This window comes from Micromonospora sp. NPDC005413 (assembly GCF_040606435.1).
Lineage (GTDB): Bacteria > Actinomycetota > Actinomycetes > Mycobacteriales > Micromonosporaceae > Micromonospora.
In genome coordinates this window covers 1-20,800 of record NZ_JBEXEV010000002.1, presented here as the reverse complement: position 1 = coordinate 20,800, position 20,800 = coordinate 1, and the positions used below count along the sequence as shown (strand labels likewise).

Here is a 20,800-nt window from a genome sequence, read left to right as displayed (position 1 = left end):
CACTGGAAAGCGGGCCGGGCTTCGGTGTGTCCGGGGTGCCTCAGCGCGGCCAGGCGCTCGGGTCCAGCCTCATCGGCCAGGGCTCGTCCACGGTCACCGCGTCGTCCGGACCAACGGTGCCCAACAGCTCGTAATGGTCGCCCTTGCCGAGTTGGTAGCGATAAATGATCGGGCCGAAGTCGCCCCGTTCCACCCGCCAGTAGTGCGCGATACCCGCTTCGGCGTAGAGCGCCGGCTTGGTGAACCGATCGTGGCGGCGGCTTCCCGTCGACTCGACTTCCAGGACGAGTGCGATGTCTACTGGTTCGGCCCACATCCGTCCGCGCGGTGCCCTTGGGCGCAACACGGTCAGATCCGGAATGAGGTTGCCGCCGGGGACGCGCACTCCGATCTCCCGGATCACCCGCCAGTCTGCGGGGGCCGCCTGGCGCAGCGTCATCCGGATCTCGTCCGCTAGCTCGTGATGCTCGGGACCGGCAGGAGGGGTCACGTGCAAGCTCCCGTCGATGATCTCGTACCGGTTGCCGTCGGCGGGCAGGTCGAACAGGTCCTGCTCGCGCCAGCCCCGCTCTGGTGGGTGCCACTGGTAGGTCGGCTGTGCCATCACGTCCACCTCCTTCCGCAACCATAAAGGCCCGGGCCGGCGCGGGCCCACACCCACGCCGACGCCGGGCCGCGTACTCCCCCGATCAGCTCTGCTGGGCGTCCTTCGCGCGGGCCTTGAGCGCCCGCACCACGCCGTCGCGGCCCTCGGCGACCAGCCGGCGCAGCGGACCGAGATGCCCCTCTCCGGCCAGCCACGCGTCGGTGGCCGCCACCGTGTCGTCGTCCACCAGGTAGGTCGGGTACGCGAGTTGGGCGAACTCCTGCGCCGGCTCGCTGTCCCGGGTCGCCCACACCTGGCCCACCGCCGCGAAGTACCGCTCCCGGTACGGAGTGATCAGCTCCACCTGCGCCGGGTGGGCGAAGCCCTGCAGCAAGGCCCGGTGGCGCCAGTTGGGCAGCGCGTCCGGGCCGGTGAGCAGCGCCCAGACGGCGGCCTTGTTCTCGGCCGTCGGCACCAGCGCGTGCGCGTACGCCGCCTCCCGCTCGCCGCTGGTCGTACGGTCGTTGGCCAGCTCCGCCTCGATCTCCGCGGCACCGGCAGCCCCGTTGGCCACCAGCGCCCCGAGGACCGACCAGCGCAGCCCGGTGTCCACGGTCAGCCCGGCCGGCATGCCGGTGCCGTCCAGCCAGCCGCGCAGCGTCGCCAGATCCTCGTCGGAGCGGGCCGCCGAGGCGTACGCGCGGGCCCAGGCCAGCTGGAACCCGCTGCCGGGCTCAGCAGCGGCGAGCGCGTCACCGGCGGTACGGGCCAGCTCGGCCCAGCCGGTCGGGGCCCAGGCCGGGTCGGCGTAGAGGGTGATCGCGGTGGTCGCCTGCCGCAGGGTCGCGGTGACCAGGTTGATGTCGGTCTCCGCGGGCAGCCCGGTCAGCACCAGCGCCACGTAGTCGCGGGCCGACAGCTCGGCGTCGCGGACCATGTCCCAGGCTGCGGTCCAGCACAGTGCCCGTGCCAGCGACGACTCGAAGCCGCCGATGTGCTGCACCACGGTCGCCATCGAGCGGTCGTCGAGGCGCAGCTTGGTGTAGCTGAGGTCGTCGTCGTTCAGCAGCAGCACGTCGGCCGCCCGGACGCCACGCAGCTCGGCGAGGTCCGTCCGCTCGCCGGTCACGTCCACCTCGTACCGTTCGCGGCGGACCAGCCGCCCGTCGGTCAGGTCGTACAGCCCCACGCCGATCCGGTGGGTCCGCAACGTCGGGTACGCGGCCGGCGCCTCCTGCCGCACCACCACCTGCTCGTACGTGCCGTCCGCGCCGATCGTCACCTCCGGCCGCAGCGTGTTGACCTGCGCGGTCTCCAGCCACTGCGCGGCGAACTTGCGCAGCTCCCGGCCGGACGCGGTCTCCAGTTCGGTGAGCAGGTCGTCGAAGGTGGCGTTGCCCCAGGCGTGCTTGCCGAAGTATGCCCGCAGCCCGGCCACGAACGGCTCCTCGCCCACGTACGCGACGAGCTGCTTGAGCACGCTCGCGCCCTTGGCGTAGGTGATGCCGTCGAAGTTGACTTCGACGGCCTCCATGTCGGGCATCTCCGTGTAGACCGGGTGGGTGGAGGAGAGCTGGTCCTGCCGGTAGCCCCAGTTCTTCCGGATGGACAGGAACGTCGTCCACGCCTCGGTGAACCGGCCGGCGTTGGCGTTGCACCAGTGACTGGCCCACTCGGCGAACGACTCGTTGAGCCAGAGGTCGTTCCACCAGCGCATGGTGACCAGGTCGCCGAACCACATGTGGGCCAGCTCGTGCAGGATCGTGTTGGCCCGCTGCTCGTACTCGAAGTCGGTGACCTGCGAGCGGAACAGGTAGTGCGACTCGGCATGCGTCACGCAGCCGAAGTTCTCCATCGCGCCGGCGTTGAAGTCGGGCACCCAGAGCTGGTCGTACTTCGGCAGCGGGTAGCGCACGCCGAACTTCTCATGGAAGAAGTCGAACCCCTGCTTGGTGATCAGGAACAGGTCGTCCGAGTCGAGGTAGGGCGCCATCGAGGCCCGGGAGAACACGCCCAGGTCGATGCCGTCGTGGGTGTGGCGCACCTCGTGGTACGGCCCGGCGCACATCGCCGTGATGTAGGTGCTCATCCGGGGCGACTCGGTGAAATGCAGCGTCTTGAGCCCCTCACCGGCCGGCTCCTCGCGCTGCACCGGCATGTTGGACACCGCCCGCCAGTGCGCAGGCACCGTGGCGTGCCAGGTGTAGACGCTCTTCAGGTCGGGCTGGTCGAAGCAGGCGTACACCCGCTGCGCGTCGGCCGTCTCGAACTGGCTGTAGAGGTACGTCTCGCCGTCCACGGGGTCGACCGTGCGGTGCAGACCCTGACCGCTGTTGGAGTAACCGAAGTCGGCGTCGACGACCAGGGTGTTGTCGCTGTCCAGCTCGGACAGGATCAGGCCCTTCTCGGCCGACCAGTCGGAGAGGTCGACGGGCGCGCCGTTCAGCGTCGCTGAACGCACCGACTCGGCGGCCAGCTCGATGAACGTGCTCGCTCCCGGCTCGGCGCAGCGGAACCGGACCTCGGTCGTCGACCGGAACGTGCGGCCGTCGGCCGCCAGCACGGCGGTCGACAGGTCCAGACTGATGTCGTACCCCGTAACGGTGAGCAGGCGGGCCCGCTCGGTCGCCTCGACCTGCGTCAGGTTGCGCACTCCCGGCACTGTTCGTCTCCATCCCACATTTCGCCGTACGCCCGGCGGCGCCCGTTCGCCAACCGCTCGTGGCGGCTGGCCCGATTCGAGTCTTCCATGTACGGGCAGCCCGCGGTGGCCGAGGTCACGCTCTCATTCGGGTGCCGGCCGATGCGCTGCGGGGTGAGGATTCTCCTGAGACGCCGGACTGCCGGCGCCACCCGTCGCGAAGGGACCTCACCGTGACCGATCGTGTCACCGCCGACATGTGGTTCGACCCGGCCTGCCCGTGGGCGTGGATCACGTCCCGTTGGCTGCTTGAGGTCGAGCAGGTCCGTGACGTGGACATCCGCTTCCACGTGATGAGCCTGGCCGTGCTCAACGACGGCCGGGACAACCTGCCCGAGGAGTACAAGGACTTCCTGAGCACCGCCTGGGGCCCGGTGCGGGTCTGCATCGCCGCCGAGCAGCGGTACGGCACCGACGCCCTGCGCCCGCTCTACACCGCGCTCGGCACCCGGATCCACCTCGGCAAGGAGGAGCGGGGTCAGGAGCTCTACGTCGCCGCGCTGACCGACGCCGGCCTGGACCCGGCGCTGGCTGCGGCCGCGGACAGCACCGACTACGACGAGGCGCTGCGGGCCAGCCACGAGGCCGGCATGCGCCCGGTCGGGCAGGACGTCGGCACCCCCGTCGTCCACGCGCCCGGCCCGGACGGCAGCCCGGTCGCGTTCTTCGGCCCGGTGATCACCCCCGCCCCGAAGGGGGAGGCCGCCGGCCGGCTCTGGGACGGCGTCCTGCTGGTCGCCGGCACCCCGGGCTTCTACGAGCTCAAGCGCACCCGTGAGCAGGACCCGATCTTCGACTGATCCACGACCACCACGCGCCCCCGTCCGGACTCCGTCGGCTGTCCGAGCGGGGGCGTGTTCGTCGGACGCCGGGTGCGGCTGCGGGTTCGGAGGATGGACATGGCGTCACCGGTGGGCGGGCGGCGTCGTTTCCCTCGGTGTCCGCCGGAGCGACCCGCAGGGCCGCACCCCGCAGTTCGTGGAGGCAATCCCGATGGCCAAGCACCGTGCGTCCGGTGACGATCAGCTGACCCGGCCGGGGGTGATCGAGACTCCCGGCGCGGCCTACTGGTCCGTCGACGACTCCCGCTGGCCGGCGGTCCGCCCGGACCTACCCGCCCACCTGGTGGATCTGCTCGCGCCGCCCATCGTGGTGGGCGTGGCCCGGGTCCCGGTGACCTCCCGGCTCACCCCGCCCGTGTCAGCCGACCCACTCGCGTCGGTCGGTCTGCCCGTGTCAGCCGACCTGCCCGCGTCGGCCGACCTGCCCGCATTGCCAGCTCCGCTGGCGTCGGCCGACCCGCTGACGCCGGACGTCGATTCCGTGCCGGCCGATCTCCCGGCGTCCGCTCCGGCGCTGCTCGTGCCGTCGTCGGCGGCGCCAGCCCAGCCCGCGCCGCCTCCGCCGGCGCCCGCCGCCCCGCGTCCGGTGCCGACGCCGCCGCTGAACCCGCGGCCCGTCCCGTCGCCGCCCCCCGAGCGTCCCGTGCCGGGGCCGCCCACGACACCCCGCCGCAGCGTGACCACCGGGCCGGCCGCGTCCGGCCGGCGGGGCAACAACGGTGGGCCGGCAACCGCGGGCCGGCACCGTCGGGGCACATCCGGCCGCGCTGGCTGACCGCTGCGCCCCCGGCCCCGGTGCTTTCATCTGGTGGACGCCCTGCGGGTCCCCGGTCGGCGGCAACACCGCCGCCGGTAGCGTCAGTGGGCATGACGGTCGTGCATCCGATCTCCCGAGCCTGGGTCACCACTGGCGGCACCGGCGCGCAAAACTACGACGAGTTCGCCGACGACGCGGAAATCACCGCGATCATCGAGACGAACCCGCACAGTGCCCTCGGCATCGAAATGCCGCACCGCGCACCGGAGAGCCTGGGCAAGTCTTTCCTCGACGCTCTCCCGGACGCGGTGGCCCGCCTCACCGAGGCCAAGGCCGACGGCAGCTACACCCCCGCCGAGCAGGTGGTGGTGCTCTACCGGATCACCGCGCCGGGGGAGGAGCCGGCGTACGGGCTGTTCGCGATGGTGGACACCGACCAGATCTCCACCCGGGCCGACGAGCCGGGCCTGGTCATCCGCAACGAGGACGTCTTCATCGCCAAGGTGCGCGAGCGGGTTGCGCTGGCCGACGCGCTGGGTCACCTGCTCTCACCCGTACTCCTGTTGCAGACGGGGCGTGGCGACGAGCTGCACGCTGCGCTCGCGGCGGCGACGGACACGGCCGGCGCGCCCGCCGCCACGGACACCGACCAGGCGGGGCGCACGCATGCCATCTGGCTGCTCGGCCCCGGTCCGGAGCAGGACACGCTGACCGCCCTCGCCGGTGGCGGGGAGCTGGTCGTCGCCGACGGCAACCACCGCAGCCTGGCCGCCCAGACCGGCGACCTGCCGCGCTTCCTGGCCGTGATCACCACCCCCGCGTCGGTGGCCATCCAGCCGTACAACCGGCTGGTCAGCGAGCTGACCACCACGCCGGCCGAGCTGCTCGACCGGCTGCGGGCGGCGGGGGCCGAGGTCGATCCGATCGACGGCCCGGTCGAGGTCCCGACCGCCGGCGGCACCGTGCACCTCCGCCTCGACGGCCAGGGGTACGCGGTGCGCCTGCCCGCCTCGGTCGCTGGCAGTCTGGAAAACCTGGACCACGCCCTGGTCGAGCGGCTGCTGCTCCGCGACGCGCTGGGGCTGGACCCGGGCGACAAGCGGATCACCTACGTCGGCGGTGACTACCCGGCGAGCTGGCTCACCGGTGAGGTCGACGCTGGCCGGGCCGAGCTGGCCATCCTGATCGCGCCAGTGACCGTGTCGGACTTCGTCGCGGTGAACCTGGCCCGGGAGAAGATGCCCCGCAAGAGCACCTGGTTCACCCCGAAGGCGCGGGGCGGTCTGGTCGTCGCTGAGCTGCCGCGCTGAGCGGCCGCCCACATGATCGTGTGACGAACCCGGCTCGGGGACGCCGCCCCCGCGACGTCCCCGAGCGCGGCCTGACAGACTGCCCGGTATGCGCGTCTACCTGGGATCCGATCACGCCGGTTTCGAGTTGAAGGTGCACCTGGCCAACCACCTGGCCAAGCAGGGGTACGACGTGGTCGACGTCGGCCCGCGCGCCTACGACCCGGACGACGACTACCCGACGTTCTGCCTGCACACCGGCGACCAGGTGGTGGCCGACGAGACAGGCCTCGGGGTGGTCATCGGTGGGTCCGGTAACGGTGAGCAGATCGCCGCGAACAAGGTCGCCGGGGTCCGCGCCGCGCTGGCCTGGAGCGTGGAGACCGCTCAGCTGGCCCGCCAGCACAACGACGCGAACGTGGTCGCGGTCGGCGCCCGCCAGCACACGCTGGACGAGGCCACCGCCATCGTCGAGGCGTTCCTGAACACGCCGTTCTCCGGCAATGAGCGGCATGCCCGTCGGATCGCCCAGGTGGCCGAGTACGAGCGCACCCGACAGCTGCCCGACCTGCCCTGACTCGTCGACGGTCAGCGTGGAGGGCGGGGTAGGTCCTCGCGGGGCACCCAGTTACGGCGGACGACCACCACTCGGGCCTCGGCCTCGGCCAGGTCTTCGTCGGTCGAGCGGGCCGCGTCCCGGGCCCGCAGCGCGGCGCTCAGCCCCACCTGGGACGAGCCGGAACCGACCAGCCCGCGCAGCCCCCGCTCGCCGTCGCGCTCGTCGCCGCCCGGGTTCCTCCGGCGCGGCGGCGGGTCGTCACCGTCATGCACGCCCGTGGTGCTGGCCGTCGGGCCGTCGGCGCCCCGGCCGGCCGGCTCGGGTTCGGGGTGGTGGCGCAGCCGTCGCCGTCGTCGGTCGGGATCACCCATCAGCCGACCGTACCCTGCCGGGGGTGTGATTCCGCACCGTCGTGCCGGCCCGCGTCTCGGGCGGGTTCGGCCACCGATGTGCCGGCTGGCTACCCTCGGATCCAGGCGGCGGTGATGTCGTCGGTCAGGGGGAGGACGAGATGGCAGACCAGACGCAGCCGTGGGCGGAGCGGACCGTGGAGGTGCCACCGCAGGCCGGCGTCGGGGTGCCGCCGCAGCGCGATGGTTTCCGCCGGGGTGTGGCGCCGGTGGGTCAGCGGCGCAGCCCGCGGACCGAGCCGTTCCCCGTGGTCGAGCAGGAGCCGACCGGCACCGGTTGGCCCGGCGGGCCGGCCCCGCGCCGGTCGTTGAGCTGGCGGATGGCGCAGCTGCGTCGCGGCGGTGAGTGGAGCGCTGTGGCGGGGCTCTTCGCGTTCGTGTGCTGGGGGATCTGGGCGCTCTCCGGCCAGGGTGACCTGAGCGGCCCGCTGCTGGTGCTGGTGCTCAGCCTCCTGGTGGCGGTGGGCCTGTTCGCCCTGTCCCGGCTGGTCGGCCGCGTGGTGCTGGAACGGCAGCTCGGTCGGGTCCGGCGCAGCGCCCGAGGTGCCCACCTGGCGACGGCGGTCTTCCTCGTCGGCCTCGGTGTGGCCTGGCTCCAGCAGACCGAGTGGGTCGTCTCCGCCTGGAACTGGATCTCCTCGAACTGACCGAAGGCGCGCACGGGCGGCCGGCTCAGGGCCGCCCGCCCGTGCACCCGGTCGTCTCCCCACCAGGCAAGGCCGCTGCTTACCCGGCCGGCCACGAATGAACCGTGGCCGGCCCGTCCGACTGGTACCCCGTTCGGGGGCTGCCCGGTCCCCGTCGCTGCGGCGGTCCGTGCCCCTCGGCGAAATGCCGCCCCGCTGGGTCGGCTCGGCCGGCGGTGCCGCGCCCGGCTCGCGGACGCGGCACCGCTGCGAGCTCAGCCGGCGGGCTGGGCCGCCGCGTAGTCGCGGGCCACCCGTACCAGCTCGATCAGCCCGCCCGCGTACTCCTGGGACTCGCCGTGCGCCTCGTCGAACGGCGGCTGGAAGCCGACGCCCTCCCACTCGCCGGTGGCGGGGTTCCACCGGTCGTTACCGACCTCGAAGTCCCACGCGAAGATGCCCAGCTCGTAGTAGAGCTGGTCGGCGGAGTTCCCGGCGGCGGAGTAGAGCACGTCGGCGACCGGGCCGGTCTGCGACGGCCAGGTCACGGTGCCACGCTCCTGCGCGATGGCGCCGACGATCCGTCGGGCGCTGTCCAGGAACATCTTCGACTCGTCGATCGACGGCCGGGGCAGGGTGACCCGCCCGTCCGCCCGGTACGCCCCCGGCGGCCACATGAAGTACCCGCCGTAGGAGTGCACGTTCATCGCGAACTTGATGTTGGGGTGGGTCTGGGCGAGCGCGACCACGTTGCGGCTCTCCGCTTCGGACAGCTCCGCGGTGCCGGCGTAGTTGCCGGAGAGGCAGTTGGCGCTGGCGCCCACGTAGCCGTCGAAGTACGACCCGACGGTGTAGTTGCGGTTGATGTCAACACCCCACGAGGTGCGGTTCTTCGGGTCGCGGGCCGGCCCGGTGCAGTGGTTGACCAGGTTCTTGCGTTGGAAGTTGAAGTCGTTGAACGAGTAGTTCGCGCCGTCCGGGTTGACCGTCGGGATGACGAAGACATCGACCTGCTCCAGCAGCTCACGGGTGGCCGGGTCGGTGCGGGCGTTGGCCAGCATCCGCTCGGCGAACTCCAACGTAACCAGCGGCGTGGCCCACTCCCGGGCGTGTTCCTGGGAGTACGCGAGCACCCCGACCCGGGAGCCGTCCCGGTGCACGCCGAGGCGCAGCGCCTGCACCGTCCACGGCTTCGCCGGCACCTCGGTGCCCTGGAGGCCGTCGTCGAGCCGGGCGGGACCGGCGACTGGCATCGGCAGCCCGGTGGAGCCGTCCTCGACGGTGGCCCGGAACCGGTTCGGTTGGCGGGCGTTGATCGCCGCCGCGACCTCATCGGTGGTGCTCACCGTCTTACCCGCGGTGTCGGTGGCCAGCGAGACCGTGAGGACGCGGTCGCGGTAGCCGACGGTCAACGGGCGGTTTCGGCGGCCCGGGTCGACCGTCCGCACCTGCACGCCGTTCATGCTCTGGTCGCCGAAGCGGACCGACTCGACCACCACGGCGGCCACCGCCGGGTCGCCCAGGTACGCGGCGGCGGTGCGTCGGTACCCCTGGGTCTTGTTCGGCAGGTCGATCACGTCCACCAGGTCCCGGTACTGGCGGGCCAACCGCTTGATCCGCGCCTGGATGTCGACCGGCGTCAGGTACGCGTCGATGAAGTCCTTCTGGTAGCCGGCCGGCAGCGGCGGCGGGGAGGCGTTCGGCCAGAGCGCCGGGGTGACCACCCGGCTGGTCCCGCCGAGGCTGGAGGTGGCGGTCAGTTGGACCGGCCGGTTCGGCACCGGCTGGGGAAGGTTGTAGTGGTACTGGTATTCGCCGGAGTCCTCGAACCGGTACAGCGGGAACGAGCCGGTGGCGCCGTCGGCCGTCCGCCAGCTGACGGTGATCTCCACGTCCGGGTCGTCGGTGGCGGTGGTGGCCACCTGGGCCTGCAGGAACGTCTGCCCACCCGTCGTCCACCAGTACGCCTGCTGCACCTGGAGCGTGTCCACCGCCGCTGCGGTGGTCGTCCGCTGGTCGGCGGCCGGTGCGCGCAGCCCGGCTGCGGTGCGGGCCTCTGCCGCCCGGACGCTCTCGGCGTAGTGCCGGCTGCCGTCCCCGGCGCGCTGCACGATCTGCACGGCCGTGGCGCCCTGCGCGGTCAGCTCGGCGAGCTGCGCGCCGCTGAGCACCAGGTCGGCGAGGATCCGCCCGTCCCGTGCGCGAGGCCGGTTGGCCAGGTCGGCACCGGCGGCGACCAGCCGGTCGAGCTGCGCCTGATCGCGCAGCTGCACCCGGACCACGGCGGTCTCGGTGGTGCTCAGGGTGATCGGTGTGGCCGGGGCGGCGGGTGCCGCGGTGCCCGGACCGGGGTGGGACAGTACCGCGCTGATCAGGATCGCTGTGGTGGCGGCAGCTGTCCACCGTCGTCGGACGATCATGTGCCCTCCTGACGGACGTCGATGTTACTGGTCCTTACACCAGTGCATAGATCGACACCTGTCAAGGCATTCGGCCCTCCGCCGTACCGGCGCCACCAGTGACCTCGGATTCCTCGGCGGCAAGTTCCCAACCCACGGGCGTCCGGCGGCGGAAGATCTCAGTCCGGGGGAGCAACCCCCTGAGTCAGACCCCGCGTGACTATCTCGAAACGGGGATCGGAGGCCTGAATGAGCGATCGCGACGAGGCGTTCGCCGAGTACTTCGCGACGAGGTCCGGTGCGATGCGCGGCACCGCGTACCTGCTGTGCGGCGACTGGCACCGGGCCGAGGACCTGGTCCAGACCGCGTTCGTCAAGCTCTACCGGGTCTGGAACCGGATCTCGCGGCACGAGGTGCTCGACAGCTATGTGCGCCAGATCCTGATCCGGACATTCCTCGATGAGCGGCGTCGCGGCTGGTGGCGGCGTGAGCGGGTGGGGGGCGAGAACACCGACCAGGCGGCCCCGCCCGATTCGCCGGAGAGTCGGTTGGTGCTGCTCCAGGCACTGGCCTCCGTTGCACCACGCCAGCGGGCCGTCCTGGTTCTCCGGTACTGGGAGGACCTGTCGATCGAGGACGTCGCGACGCTGCTGGAGTGTTCTCCAGGGACGGTGAAGAGCCAGGCCGCACGCGGGCTCGACACGCTGCGCGGCCTCCTGGCGCCCACCTACACCGGGATCGAGATGGGGGAGCGATGAACGAGGAAGAGTTGCGCGAGGGGCTGCGCAGCGACATGGCGAGCACCACCCCGCCACCACCATTGAGTACGGGGGCCATGCTCGGCGTGGCGCGGCGGGCGCGCTTTCGCCGCCGTGCGGTGTGGGCGTCCCTCGGATCGGCGGCCGTCGTGTTGGCGGTCACCGGCTTCGCGGCCGTCGCCACCCCGGACGGCCATGTCTACCAACCGGCGGGCCAGTGGCCACAGGCCGCCCCTGACGCGTCGGGGGACACCAAGGAGGCGTGGCCGACCGGGCCCGACGGTCAGCCGCAGGAGGACCGGACGGCGCGGGCCGGTTCCAAGCATGACCAGGGAGTCCGCCTGCTCAACGAGGTCGTCTCGGTCGTGCCCGCCGGCTACAGCGCGCCGGAGGACCCGGCTGGCCAGCCCGCCGACGAGCGGACGCTGCGGACCCACCAGGCGCAATTCGAGGACAAGGTGAACGGCGTCGACGTGTGGAGTTACATGTCCTCGGTCGCCGTGGCCCAGGGGCCGGGCACCGGGCGAGTGATCGTCGAGGTGCACGACGCCGGCAACCAGCTGCCAACCGAGCCGTGCGCGCTGGCCCGAGGGTTCTGGGGGATGCAGGGCGAATGCCAGGTCGAAACCGTCGGAGCGGTGAAGGTCGGGGTGGTGGCCCAACCGGGCAACGACGATCGGCTCGACCAGTGGTCGGCCTACCGGCACCCGGACGGCGTGGTGGTCTTCGTGGCGCAGGGCGCGAAGGCCGACGACAGTCGGTCGGCGTTGACGAAGCTGCCATTCTCGGTGCAGCAGCTGGCGGCCCTCGCCGTCGACGAACGGTTCCACCTGAAGTGACACGCGAGCCTCGTTGAGCCGTTGTTCACACGGCGGCTCGACGGGCTCGCGTGTCGGGGCGATCCGACAGTCGGCACCCTGGACGTACTGGCTTGCCTTCCGGCTCGCGCTGCTCGGTTGCGACCTCACCGTCGATGAGCCAGAGGAACTGGTCGGCCATCACCCGCGCCGTGGCTTCCGGAACCCCGTCGGCAACGCCTGACGTGGAAGCGAGGCACCAAGGAGCGGACGTTCGGTCAACGACCTCAACGGCGCGCTGTGAGGGGCACGAGGACGAGGACGGCAACGCCAAGTGCGGTGGCACCGACAGCCCACCACCAGAAGAATCCCGAAAAGACCGAGGCGATCAGGAGCCCTACGCCGAGGCCGGCCAGCAGGCCGAGTGCGAACAGGACCCGTGGGGGCAGGGCGAGGTGCGGCAGGCGCCGGACCACGAGCACTTCCAGCCAGGTGCCGCCCAACGCCAGCAGTGCTGCGCCGACCGCGTCCACGGCGGACAGTCCGTGACCTTCGCTGAGGGGGACGAGAACTCTGCCCTCGTCACCGGCGGGGACGAAGAGGATGAGCACGGTCGAACACCGACCAGCAGATGTCGTTCCGCAACCGCTGGTCATCGAGCACGAGCTCGCGAATCGCCTCCGGAAGTTGGTCACGCTGCCAGCGGCACTCGAGTCGCCCCGCGGCATCGCGCTCGCCTTCTGGCGCGGCAGCACGTGCGGCCTTGATCGCGTAGGCGGCCGCACCGAGTTCGTGCGCGGCGACGTGTGCGATGGCCGCCGCCTGGCCAGCAGCGTACGCGGCATGCCGTGCTGCCCCACGTAGGTCTCTGACCTGGGCCGGAGGCTGGTGGAGCGGGCGACGGGAATCGAACCCGCGTAATCAGTTTGGAAGACTGGAGCTCTACCATTGAGCTACGCCCGCGTGCACCCGCCGCAGCGGGTCGCGTCGACATCGTACCCAATGCCCGTGCCCGGCGCGTAGGCGCGCCACCGCCCCGCGGCGCCGCGTCGTCCCGGCGCCGTGTCGCAACGCCCCCGAAGATCCACACAGTTTCAGGGATGTAGTGGTCTGCTCGTGCCGTGATGCCACTAGATCCCTGAAGTTGGGCGGATCTTGGCTTCCGGAGGCCAGGGGTGCCCGAGGCGTCCGCGGAGGCGGGCGGAATAGCTGCTTTCGAGGGATGTGTCCGGGTGGGGGATGCCCCGGCACCGCCTGAGGCGCGGCGACGGCATAGACTGCACGTCGCCACGGGGTGTGGCGCAGCTTGGTAGCGCACTCGCTTTGGGAGCGAGGGGCCGTGGGTTCAAATCCCGCCACCCCGACTGTCGTCCGCGGCCGGGCCGCCCCGGGTGCCGCCCAGTGCGGTCCCCGGGCGATGCCGGTGCGTCAGGCCGGCTCACCTACACTCGATGGGCTGAATCACGCCCAGACTCAACTGAGATCCGTCAAGGAGTACGCCTGTGAAGAGCACCGTCGAGACTCTGAGCCCGACGCGCGTGCGGCTCGCCATCGAGGTGCCGTTCGTCGAGCTCGAGCCGAGCCTCAAGAAGGCGTACCGGGAGATCGGTTCGCAGGTCCAGGTTCCGGGCTTCCGCAAGGGCAAGGTGCCGACCGCGGTGATCGACCAGCGGGTGGGCCGGGGCACCGTCCTCAACGAGGCGGTCCAGGAGGCCATCCCGGAGAACATCCTCGCCGCGGTGCGCGAGCACGACCTCAAGACGCTGGGGCGCCCGGAGGTCGAGATCACCGAGTTCAACGACGGTGACTCGCTGAACTTCACCGCCGAGGTCGACGTCCGTCCGGAGATCACCATCCCCGACGCGACCACCATCGAGGTGACCGTCGACGAGCTGCAGATCGACGAGAGCGAGATCGACGAGCAGGTGAAGAACCTGCGCGAGCGTTTCGCGACCCTCAAGACCGTCGAGCGGGCCGCCGCCGAGGGTGACTACGTCCAGATCGACCTGAACGCCACCGTCGACGGCGAGGACGTGCCGGGCGGCCAGGCGAGCAACATCTCCCACGAGGTGGGCAGCAAGCAGCTCCTGCCGGGCCTCGACGAGGCCGTGGTCGGCCTCGCCGCCGGCGACGACACCACCTTCACCACCCAGCTGGTCGGCGGCGACTTCGCCGGCCGGGACGCCGAGGTGGCGGTGACCGTGCGCACGGTCAAGGAGAAGGAGCTGCCCGAGCTGGACGACGAGTTCGCCCAGATGGCGAGCGAGTTCGACACGATCGAGGAGCTGCGCGGCGACCTGCGGGCCCGGGTCACCCAGGGCAAGCAGGTCGAGCAGATCTACGCCGCTCGGGACAAGGCGCTGTCGCAGTTGGTCGAGACCGCCGACGTGCCGGCACCGGAGGGTGTCGTCCGCGAGGAGGTCGAGAGCCGCAAGCAGGCGATGGTCGACCAGCTGGAGCGGATCGGCGCCTCCATGGAGGAATACCTCGCGGCCGAGGAGAAGACCGAGGAGCAGATCGACGCTGAGCTGACCGAGGCGGCGACCGAGGGCGTCAAGGTCCAGCTCCTGCTGGACACTCTGGCCGACGCGGAGGACGTGCAGGTCTCCGACGACGAGTTCGGGCACGAGATCGTGCACCGGGCCCAGCGCGCCGGTATGGCCCCTCAGCAGTACTACGACCAGCTGGTGCGCTCCGGCGCGGCCGCCGCGGTCTTCGGCGATGTGCGGCGGGGCAAGGCGCTCGCGGCCGTCATGGAGCGGATCAAGATCAAGGACTCGGCCGGCAACGAGGTCACCCTCGACGCGCTGCGCGCCGCCAACGAGGCCGAGCACAACCACTGATCGTCGGGTGCGGCCGCCGTCCGCCGCTGTGCGGTGGACGGCGGCCGAATCCATTTCCGGGGTACGCCGGAAGCCAGCGTTGCCGGGTCCGCCCGGGAGCCAGCGTTGCCGGGGTACGCCCGGAAGCCCGCGCCGCGGGTGCGCCCGACACAGCTGCGCTGAGAGCGAACAGTGCCCCGACCGGGACTCTGCCGCCCCGCACAGCGGTTAGTGTCGGGAAAGACGGTACGGAGAGCGAAGGGCTGCCATGACCGACATGCACATCCCAGCGGAACCGCTCCGGGCGATTGATGCCCGAGGTGGCGACACCATTGGCAACCTCGACGACTCGGTCTACAACCGGTTGCTCAAGGAACGCATCATCTTCCTGGGCAGCGAGGTGACCGACCAGGTCGCCAACCGCATCTGCGCGCAGCTGCTGCTGCTCGCCGCGGAGGACCCGGACCGCGACATCAATCTGTGGATCAACTCGCCGGGTGGCTCGGTCTACTCCGGCATGGCGATCTACGACACCATGCAGTTCATCGACAACGACGTGTCGACCGTGGCGATGGGCATGGCGGCCTCGATGGGCCAGCTGCTGCTCTGCGCGGGCACCAAGGGCAAGCGGTACGCCCTGCCCCACGCCCGGATCATGATGCACCAGCCGTCCGGTGGCCTGGGCGGCACGGCGTCCGACATCGCCATCCAGGCGGAGCAGATGCTCTACACGAAGCGGATGTTCCAGGAGCGGGTCGCGCACCACACCGGCCAGAGCCAGTCGCAGATCGAGGCGGACTCGGACCGGGACCGTTGGTTCACCGCCCAGGAGGCCATGGACTACGGCTTCATCGACAAGGTGATCATCGGGGCCGCTCAGGTTCCGGATGGCGCCGGGACCCTGAGCTGAGGAGCTGACGATGACCGATCTGAGCTTGCCGCCCCAGTTCGCGGCCGTGCACAACCGCTACGTGCTGCCGTCGTTCGTCGAGCGCACGTCGTACGGGGTCAAGGAATCCAACCCGTACAACAAGCTCTTCGAGGACCGGATCATCTTCCTCGGCGTCCAGGTGGACGACGCGTCGGCCAACGACGTGATGGCCCAGCTGCTGACGCTTGAGGGCACCGACCCGGACCGCGACATCATCATGTACATCAACTCGCCGGGTGGTTCGTTCACCGCGATGACGGCGATCTACGACACCATGCAGTACGTCCGTCCGGACATCCAGACGGTCTGCCTCGGGCAGGCCGCCAGCGCGGCGGCGGTGCTGCTGGCCGCGGGCACTCCGGGCAAGCGGATGGCTCTTCCGAACTCGCGGATCATCATCCACCAGCCGGCCACCGAGGGCGGCTACGGGCAGGGCTCGGACATCGAGATCCAGGCCCGGGAGATCCTGCGGATGCGGACGCAGTTGGAGGACATGCTGTCCCGCCACTGCAACCGCCCGATGGAGCAGGTTCGCAAGGACATCGACCGTGACAAGATCATGACGGCCGAGGAGTCCAAGGAGTACGGGCTGGTCGACACGATTCTGACCAGCCGCAAGAAGGGTCTGCTGGCCGCCCAGGCCGCCAGCTGAGCAGTACCGGGTCAGAGGTTGGCCGGGGCATCCGTTCCCGGCCGACCTCTGACACACCCGTTTTGGGGGTCGGAGAATGCCCCGGCAGCGGGTAACGTCGGGTCCGTACCGCTTCGCCGGTTCGGCCGGCGGGGGTGAACTAGCCGGACGGCGCGCAGCGTCCGCAGGTCAGGGCCGGGTCTCCGGCCGATGAGTGCAGGGAGAACGTAGGTGGCACGGATCGGTGACGGCGGCGACCTACTGAAATGCTCCTTCTGCGGTAAGTCGCAGAAGCAGGTGAAGAAGCTCATCGCGGGCCCTGGGGTCTACATCTGCGACGAGTGCATCGATCTCTGCAACGAGATCATCGAAGAGGAGCTGGCCGAGTCCGGCGAGGTGAAGTGGGAAGAGCTTCCCAAGCCGATGGAGATCTGCCAGTTCCTCGACAACTACGTCGTCGGACAGGATCAGGCCAAGAAGGCACTCGCCGTCGCGGTCTACAACCACTACAAGCGGATCCAGGCAGAGGCGGCCAACGCGCCGGGCTCCGGCAATGATGCCGTCGAGCTGGCCAAGTCCAACATCCTCCTGCTCGGCCCGACAGGGTGCGGCAAGACCCACCTGGCGCAGACCCTCGCCCGGATGTTGAACGTTCCGTTCGCCATCGCCGACGCCACGGCGCTGACCGAGGCGGGCTACGTCGGCGAGGACGTGGAAAACATCCTCCTCAAGCTGATCCAGGCCGCCGACTACGACATCAAGCGCGCCGAGACCGGCATCATCTACATCGACGAGGTCGACAAGATCGCCCGTAAGTCGGAGAATCCGTCGATCACGCGGGACGTCTCCGGTGAGGGCGTGCAGCAGGCCCTGCTCAAGATGCTCGAAGGCACGGTGGCCAACGTGCCACCGCAGGGCGGTCGCAAGCACCCGCATCAGGAGTTCATCCAGATCGACACCACCAACGTGCTGTTCATCTGCGGTGGCGCGTTCGCCGGGCTGGATCAGATCATCGAGTCCCGCACCGGGCAGGGCGGCACCGGCTTCGGTGCCCGACTCCGGTCCGTGTCCGATCGGTCGACCGATGACATCTTCAGCCAGGTCATGCCGGAAGACATGCTCAAGTTCGGGTTGATCCCCGAGTTCGTCGGCCGGCTACCGGTGATCACCAACGTGCGCAGCCTGGACCGCAGCGCCCTCGTGCGGATCCTCACCGAGCCGCGCAACGCCCTGGTTCGGCAGTACCAGCGCCTCTTCGAGCTGGACGGGGTCGAGCTGGAGTTCGACGAGCCGGCACTGGAGGCCATCGCCGACCAGGCCATGCTGCGGGGCACCGGTGCCCGTGGTTTGCGGGCCATCATCGAGGAGGTCCTGCTCTCCGCGATGTTCGAGGTGCCGAGCAACCCCGACGCCGCCCGGGTGCTGATCACCCGCGAGGTGGTCCTGGAAAACGTCAACCCGACGATCGTTCCGCGCGAGTTCACGGGCCGTCGGGCCCGTCGGGACCGCGAGGAGAAGTCGGCCTGATCCTCCCCGCAGCACGCCGGTCGCTCAGTCCTGACGCGGCCGGCGTGATCGCGTTCGGCGGTCCCATTCGCCCGACGGCGTGATCGTCACCATCATCAGCCGGGCTGGTTCGTCGGTGTCGTTGCGGTAGCCGTGCTCCCGGTCGGCGTGGAACTCGATGGTCTCGCCGGTCCGCACGCGGTGGTCCTGCCCGTCGACCCAGACGACCACCGTGCCGGAGAGGACGTGCAGCACCTCCTTGGTGCCGCGCGGGTGGTCGGGGGAGCGGTGTGCCTCCCCGGGCGCCAGACGCCAGTCCCATAGCTCGACGAGGTCCGGCTCGCCCAGCCCGCTCAGCAGGTGGGCCGTGCCGCCGTGCTCGCCCTGCCAGAGCACGGGCGCCTCGGCGGCTGAGGTGATCTTCACGGCCTGGTCCTCGGCCGGCTCCATCAGGCGGGCGATGTTGACGCCGAAGGCGTCGGCGACCCGGCACAGCGTGCCGATGCTCGGGTTGGTGCGCGCGCCCTCGATCTGCACGAGCATCCCCTTGCTCACCCCGGACCTGCCGGCCAACTCCTCGAAGGACCAGCCTCGGGCGGCCCGTAGCTCGCGCACCTGCCGGGCCACCGCGGCGGTTACCGCGCCCACCCGGTCCGCACCGGTCTTGGTCATCAAACTATCCCTCACGGTCACTATTATGGTACGACAGTCGCATGCTCCCCATTGTCCTGGCAGCGGTGTCCGCAGTCGCGTTCGGCACCGCCGACTTCGCCGGCGGGAAGGCGTCCCGCCGCGCCAACCCGATCGCCGTGACCGTCATCTCCCAACTGCTGAGCGTCCCGCTGCTGGTCGTGCTGGTTCTGGTGGTGCCTGGCACCCCGACTGTCGGGGACATCGGCTGGGGCCTGCTGGCCGGCGTGGCCGGCGCGGGCGGGGTCATGCTGCTCTACCGGGCCCTCGCTGGCGGGATGATGGCCGTGGTGGCGCCGGTCACCGCGATCACCGCCGCAGTGGTGCCGATCATCGCCGGCCTGTTCATGGCGGCCTCCCCGGGCGCCCCGGCGCTCACCGGCGCAGGCCTCGCGGTGCTGGCGATCGCTCTGGTCAGTCTGGGGCAGGGCGGCAGCCGTCGAGCCGTCCCGGTGCGGCTGGTCGGTCTCGCCCTCGCCGCCGGGGCGCTCTTCGGCGTCTTCTTCACGCTCCTCGGTCAGGCCGACGAGAGCGCCGGCATGTGGCCGGTGGCGGCGGTGCGAGCCAGCTCGATCGCGTTCGGCCTCGCGCTGGCCGCCGGCACCGGCGTGCGGTTGCGGATCGGACGACCCGTGCTGGGCTGGGCGGCGGTCGCCGGTCTGCTCGACAGCGCCGCCAACGCGCTCTTCGTGGCCGCCGCCGCGCGGGGTCACCTGAGCATCGTCGCGGCGGTCACCGCGCTCTACCCGGCCAGCACCGTGCTGCTGGCGTTGGCCGTCGACCGGGAGCGGCTGCGCCCGGTTCAGATCGCGGGCCTCGGCTTCGCCGCCGGGGCTCTGGTACTGGCCAGCCTCTGATGCTGTCCGCGCCGGCCCTTCCGGCCGTACCCTGTGCTCATGCGTGTCGCCGTCTGCCAGCTGAACGCGCGGGACGACCGCAAGGCCAATCTGGCCGCCGCGGAGGTCCTGCTGGAACGCGCGGCCGCCGGCGGCGCGGACCTCGCCGTCCTGCCGGAGTACGTGGACTACCTCGGTCCCGCCGCCGGGTTGCCGGAGCCGGAGCCGGTGGACGGGGAGGTCGGCAGCTTCTTCGCCGGGATCGCCCGGAGGCTCGGGATCTGGTTGGTGGCCGGTTCGTTCCACGAGGCCGGCCCGGACCCGGAGCACACCTGGAACACGTCACTGGTCTTCGACCGCTCCGGCAGCCTGGCCGCGAGCTATCGCAAGATCCATCTGTACGACGTGGAGATCCCCGGTCGGGTCTCCTACCGGGAGTCGGCGACTGTCGCGCCGGGGCTTCAACCGGTGGTGGTGGACGTCGAGGGTCTGCGCGTCGGTCTGTCGGTCTGCTATGACCTGCGCTTCCCGGAGCTGTACCGGTTGCTCGCCACCGACGGTGGCGCACAGTTGCTGGTGGTTCCCGCAGCTTTCATGATGCACACCGGCCGGGACCACTGGGAGGTCCTGTTGCGGGCCCGGGCGATCGAGAACCAGTGCTTCGTGGCGGCGGCCGGCCAGACCGGCGACCACGAGCCAGGTCGCACCTGCTTCGGGCGCAGCATGGTGGTGGACCCGTGGGGGACGGTGCTCTCCCAGCTGCCGGACGGCCCAGGGGTTTCCGTCGTCGACCTGGATCTCGACCGGCTCGCCGCGATCCGGGCCGAGCTGCCCAGCCTGGCCAATCGCCGGCTCTGAGCCTCAGCCCTCCAGCAGGACGCCGATCACCGCGAACCCGGCGATGGCCGCGGCGGTGACCAGCAGCGCGGTGGTCATCCGGGACCTGCCCCGTCGAGCCAGCCGTCCTACCGAGAGCACCAGGACGACCAGCACGACCGCACCGATCACCACCTGCCAGAACGGCAGGAGAAGGCCGAGCAGCGCTTCCTCGGCGAACACCCTGGCGCCGTGCCCGGACTCATCCATGTCTGACACTCTGGCACGTCGAGACGGCCCGCGTCGCCGGCTGCACCGGTGACCCGTCGCGTGCCGGTCGGTCAAACCAGTGATGAACCCTGATTTGCCTTCTCCAGGCCGTCCGCGTAACTTTCTCTCTGCACGGGGGAGGCCGGACAAACCGGCCGAGAACGGGCGCCAGGCTCGTGGCGGAAACGCCGAGCGAGACTGAGGATCGGGCGGTGCGGAACACTCCGGACACGGGGTTGCGAACGCGAAGCCGACCGGGTAAGGTTTTGGAGCCGGCAGGAGCCGGGCGGAGAGCCGCGAAGCGGCGATCGGCCGGTCTGCGGCTTTCCACGACAGTAACGACCGCCGTTTACGGCGTGCGTCATCGTGGACCCGGATGAGCCACATTGATCGCCTCGAACATGAGGTTGACAATGAAAACTCGACCAAGTAGGTTTGAGCGGTTGCCCCGAGTTGGGGTTCCACTGAGGTGGGGCTTTGGTCGGTGTGTGGTTGTTCTTTGAGAACTCAACAGGGTGCTTTAAAAGCCAGTGCCAATTATGATTTATACCCCGGACTGGTCAGGCTTTGGTC

General features: G+C 70.6%; 20 protein-coding genes, 2 tRNA genes and 1 pseudogene. 14 read left to right on the top strand and 9 right to left on the bottom strand.

The genetic code is table 11. The features are described from left to right. Positions 1 to 40: 40 nt before the first annotated feature. A complete protein-coding gene (locus ABZS37_RS02820; protein WP_355165103.1) occupies positions 41 to 604 on the bottom strand; it encodes a Uma2 family endonuclease in 564 nt (187 codons plus the stop codon). An 85-nt stretch (positions 605 to 689) separates the two neighbouring features. After that, on the bottom strand, positions 690 to 3,239 hold the full coding sequence (pepN, locus tag ABZS37_RS02815) for an aminopeptidase N (protein WP_355165102.1): 2,550 nt from the start codon (positions 3,237 to 3,239) through the stop codon (positions 690 to 692). Between the two features lie 221 nt (positions 3,240 to 3,460). On the opposite strand from pepN, the gene ABZS37_RS02810 reads away from it, so the two are divergent. The 4 genes from ABZS37_RS02810 to ABZS37_RS02795 all read left to right on the top strand — a co-directional run bounded on the left by ABZS37_RS02810 (position 3,461) and on the right by ABZS37_RS02795 (position 6,752). Next, positions 3,461 to 4,087: a disulfide bond formation protein DsbA gene (locus tag ABZS37_RS02810; RefSeq protein ID WP_355165101.1), complete on the top strand. Its 627-nt coding sequence runs from the start codon at positions 3,461 to 3,463 to the stop codon at positions 4,085 to 4,087. A 193-nt stretch (positions 4,088 to 4,280) separates the two neighbouring features. Continuing rightward, positions 4,281 to 4,904, top strand: coding sequence for a hypothetical protein (locus ABZS37_RS02805; RefSeq protein WP_355165100.1), 624 nt, complete (start codon positions 4,281 to 4,283; stop codon positions 4,902 to 4,904). A gap of 92 nt (positions 4,905 to 4,996) precedes the next feature. Further along, positions 4,997 to 6,196 carry a DUF1015 family protein gene (locus ABZS37_RS02800; RefSeq protein WP_355165099.1) on the top strand — a complete coding sequence of 400 codons (1,200 nt, stop codon included), beginning with the start codon at positions 4,997 to 4,999 and terminating at the stop codon, positions 6,194 to 6,196. An 88-nt stretch (positions 6,197 to 6,284) separates the two neighbouring features. Next, entirely contained in the window at positions 6,285 to 6,752 is a 468-nt protein-coding gene (locus tag ABZS37_RS02795; protein ID WP_355165098.1) for a ribose-5-phosphate isomerase, read from the top strand. Positions 6,753 to 6,763: 11 nt separating this feature from the next. On the opposite strand, the gene ABZS37_RS02790 is transcribed toward ABZS37_RS02795, so the two are convergent. After that, positions 6,764 to 7,105 (bottom strand): hypothetical protein, encoded by a 342-nt coding sequence (locus tag ABZS37_RS02790; RefSeq protein WP_355165097.1) that lies wholly within the window; start codon positions 7,103 to 7,105, stop codon positions 6,764 to 6,766. Between the two features lie 140 nt (positions 7,106 to 7,245). Between ABZS37_RS02790 and ABZS37_RS02785 the strand changes: the two genes are divergently transcribed. Next, a complete protein-coding gene (locus ABZS37_RS02785; RefSeq protein ID WP_354996113.1) occupies positions 7,246 to 7,791 on the top strand; it encodes a hypothetical protein in 546 nt (181 codons plus the stop codon). Between the two features lie 254 nt (positions 7,792 to 8,045). Here ABZS37_RS02785 and ABZS37_RS02780 read toward each other — a convergent pair whose 3' ends face one another. Then, positions 8,046 to 10,190 (bottom strand): M14 family zinc carboxypeptidase, encoded by a 2,145-nt coding sequence (locus tag ABZS37_RS02780; protein WP_355165096.1) that lies wholly within the window; start codon positions 10,188 to 10,190, stop codon positions 8,046 to 8,048. 228 nt (positions 10,191 to 10,418) lie between these two features. Between ABZS37_RS02780 and ABZS37_RS02775 the strand changes: the two genes are divergently transcribed. Further along, positions 10,419 to 10,928, top strand: coding sequence for a SigE family RNA polymerase sigma factor (locus ABZS37_RS02775; RefSeq protein ID WP_355165095.1), 510 nt, complete (start codon positions 10,419 to 10,421; stop codon positions 10,926 to 10,928). Further along, positions 10,925 to 11,767 (top strand): hypothetical protein, encoded by an 843-nt coding sequence (locus ABZS37_RS02770; protein WP_355165094.1) that lies wholly within the window; start codon positions 10,925 to 10,927, stop codon positions 11,765 to 11,767. Before ABZS37_RS02775 ends, ABZS37_RS02770 begins: the two co-directional genes overlap by 4 nt. 245 nt (positions 11,768 to 12,012) lie before the next feature. On the opposite strand, the gene ABZS37_RS02765 is transcribed toward ABZS37_RS02770, so the two are convergent. From ABZS37_RS02765 to ABZS37_RS02755, 3 genes and pseudogenes are all read right to left on the bottom strand, one after another. Then, positions 12,013 to 12,336, bottom strand: coding sequence for a hypothetical protein (locus tag ABZS37_RS02765; RefSeq protein WP_355165093.1), 324 nt, complete (start codon positions 12,334 to 12,336; stop codon positions 12,013 to 12,015). Then, positions 12,308 to 12,595, bottom strand: a pseudogene (locus ABZS37_RS02760) (putative immunity protein); the annotation flags it as partial. The gene ABZS37_RS02765 and the pseudogene ABZS37_RS02760, both read right to left, overlap by 29 nt. 19 nt (positions 12,596 to 12,614) lie before the next feature. Beyond that, positions 12,615 to 12,688, bottom strand: a tRNA-Gly gene (locus ABZS37_RS02755). Between the two features lie 327 nt (positions 12,689 to 13,015). Between ABZS37_RS02755 and ABZS37_RS02750 the strand changes: the two genes are divergently transcribed. From ABZS37_RS02750 to clpX, 5 genes are all read left to right on the top strand, one after another. Continuing rightward, a tRNA-Pro gene (locus ABZS37_RS02750) sits at positions 13,016 to 13,089 on the top strand. A 138-nt stretch (positions 13,090 to 13,227) separates the two neighbouring features. Next, positions 13,228 to 14,568 (top strand): trigger factor, encoded by a 1,341-nt coding sequence (tig, locus tag ABZS37_RS02745; RefSeq protein WP_355165092.1) that lies wholly within the window; start codon positions 13,228 to 13,230, stop codon positions 14,566 to 14,568. Positions 14,569 to 14,815: 247 nt separating this feature from the next. Beyond that, positions 14,816 to 15,457, top strand: coding sequence for an ATP-dependent Clp protease proteolytic subunit (locus ABZS37_RS02740; protein ID WP_354996104.1), 642 nt, complete (start codon positions 14,816 to 14,818; stop codon positions 15,455 to 15,457). A 10-nt stretch (positions 15,458 to 15,467) separates the two neighbouring features. Further along, positions 15,468 to 16,130, top strand: coding sequence for an ATP-dependent Clp protease proteolytic subunit (locus ABZS37_RS02735; RefSeq protein ID WP_354996103.1), 663 nt, complete (start codon positions 15,468 to 15,470; stop codon positions 16,128 to 16,130). A gap of 210 nt (positions 16,131 to 16,340) precedes the next feature. After that, on the top strand, positions 16,341 to 17,636 hold the full coding sequence (gene clpX / locus ABZS37_RS02730; RefSeq protein ID WP_088949750.1) for an ATP-dependent Clp protease ATP-binding subunit ClpX: 1,296 nt from the start codon (positions 16,341 to 16,343) through the stop codon (positions 17,634 to 17,636). 24 nt (positions 17,637 to 17,660) lie between these two features. Here clpX and ABZS37_RS02725 read toward each other — a convergent pair whose 3' ends face one another. Beyond that, entirely contained in the window at positions 17,661 to 18,287 is a 627-nt protein-coding gene (locus tag ABZS37_RS02725) for an XRE family transcriptional regulator (protein WP_355165091.1), read from the bottom strand. Between the two features lie 41 nt (positions 18,288 to 18,328). Here ABZS37_RS02725 and ABZS37_RS02720 point away from each other — a divergent pair, with 41 nt between their 5' ends. Both ABZS37_RS02720 and ABZS37_RS02715 read left to right on the top strand, forming a co-directional pair. Then, the gene (locus ABZS37_RS02720) at positions 18,329 to 19,162 is read left to right on the top strand and encodes a DMT family transporter (protein ID WP_355165090.1); all 834 of its coding nucleotides are present in this window, start codon (positions 18,329 to 18,331) and stop codon (positions 19,160 to 19,162) included. A gap of 39 nt (positions 19,163 to 19,201) precedes the next feature. Further along, the gene (locus ABZS37_RS02715) at positions 19,202 to 19,999 is read left to right on the top strand and encodes a carbon-nitrogen hydrolase family protein (protein ID WP_355165089.1); all 798 of its coding nucleotides are present in this window, start codon (positions 19,202 to 19,204) and stop codon (positions 19,997 to 19,999) included. Between the two features lie 3 nt (positions 20,000 to 20,002). On the opposite strand, the gene ABZS37_RS02710 is transcribed toward ABZS37_RS02715, so the two are convergent. Further along, a complete protein-coding gene (locus tag ABZS37_RS02710) occupies positions 20,003 to 20,227 on the bottom strand; it encodes a hypothetical protein (RefSeq protein ID WP_354996099.1) in 225 nt (74 codons plus the stop codon). Between the last annotated feature and the right edge of the window lie 573 nt (positions 20,228 to 20,800).

Coding starts and splice junctions, on each gene's coding strand:
- ABZS37_RS02720 (WP_355165090.1), top strand. CDS start 18,329: ATGCTCCCCATTGTCCTGGCAGCGGTGTCCGCAGTCGCGTTCGGCACC.
- ABZS37_RS02775 (WP_355165095.1), top strand. CDS start 10,419: ATGAGCGATCGCGACGAGGCGTTCGCCGAGTACTTCGCGACGAGGTCC.
- ABZS37_RS02710 (WP_354996099.1), bottom strand. CDS start 20,227: ATGGATGAGTCCGGGCACGGCGCCAGGGTGTTCGCCGAGGAAGCGCTG.
- ABZS37_RS02790 (WP_355165097.1), bottom strand. CDS start 7,105: ATGGGTGATCCCGACCGACGACGGCGACGGCTGCGCCACCACCCCGAA.
- ABZS37_RS02770 (WP_355165094.1), top strand. CDS start 10,925: ATGAACGAGGAAGAGTTGCGCGAGGGGCTGCGCAGCGACATGGCGAGC.
- ABZS37_RS02805 (WP_355165100.1), top strand. CDS start 4,281: ATGGCCAAGCACCGTGCGTCCGGTGACGATCAGCTGACCCGGCCGGGG.
- ABZS37_RS02725 (WP_355165091.1), bottom strand. CDS start 18,287: ATGACCAAGACCGGTGCGGACCGGGTGGGCGCGGTAACCGCCGCGGTG.
- ABZS37_RS02820 (WP_355165103.1), bottom strand. CDS start 604: ATGGCACAGCCGACCTACCAGTGGCACCCACCAGAGCGGGGCTGGCGC.
- ABZS37_RS02740 (WP_354996104.1), top strand. CDS start 14,816: ATGACCGACATGCACATCCCAGCGGAACCGCTCCGGGCGATTGATGCC.
- ABZS37_RS02795 (WP_355165098.1), top strand. CDS start 6,285: ATGCGCGTCTACCTGGGATCCGATCACGCCGGTTTCGAGTTGAAGGTG.
- ABZS37_RS02785 (WP_354996113.1), top strand. CDS start 7,246: ATGGCAGACCAGACGCAGCCGTGGGCGGAGCGGACCGTGGAGGTGCCA.
- ABZS37_RS02780 (WP_355165096.1), bottom strand. CDS start 10,190: ATGATCGTCCGACGACGGTGGACAGCTGCCGCCACCACAGCGATCCTG.
- ABZS37_RS02800 (WP_355165099.1), top strand. CDS start 4,997: ATGACGGTCGTGCATCCGATCTCCCGAGCCTGGGTCACCACTGGCGGC.
- ABZS37_RS02715 (WP_355165089.1), top strand. CDS start 19,202: ATGCGTGTCGCCGTCTGCCAGCTGAACGCGCGGGACGACCGCAAGGCC.
- ABZS37_RS02735 (WP_354996103.1), top strand. CDS start 15,468: ATGACCGATCTGAGCTTGCCGCCCCAGTTCGCGGCCGTGCACAACCGC.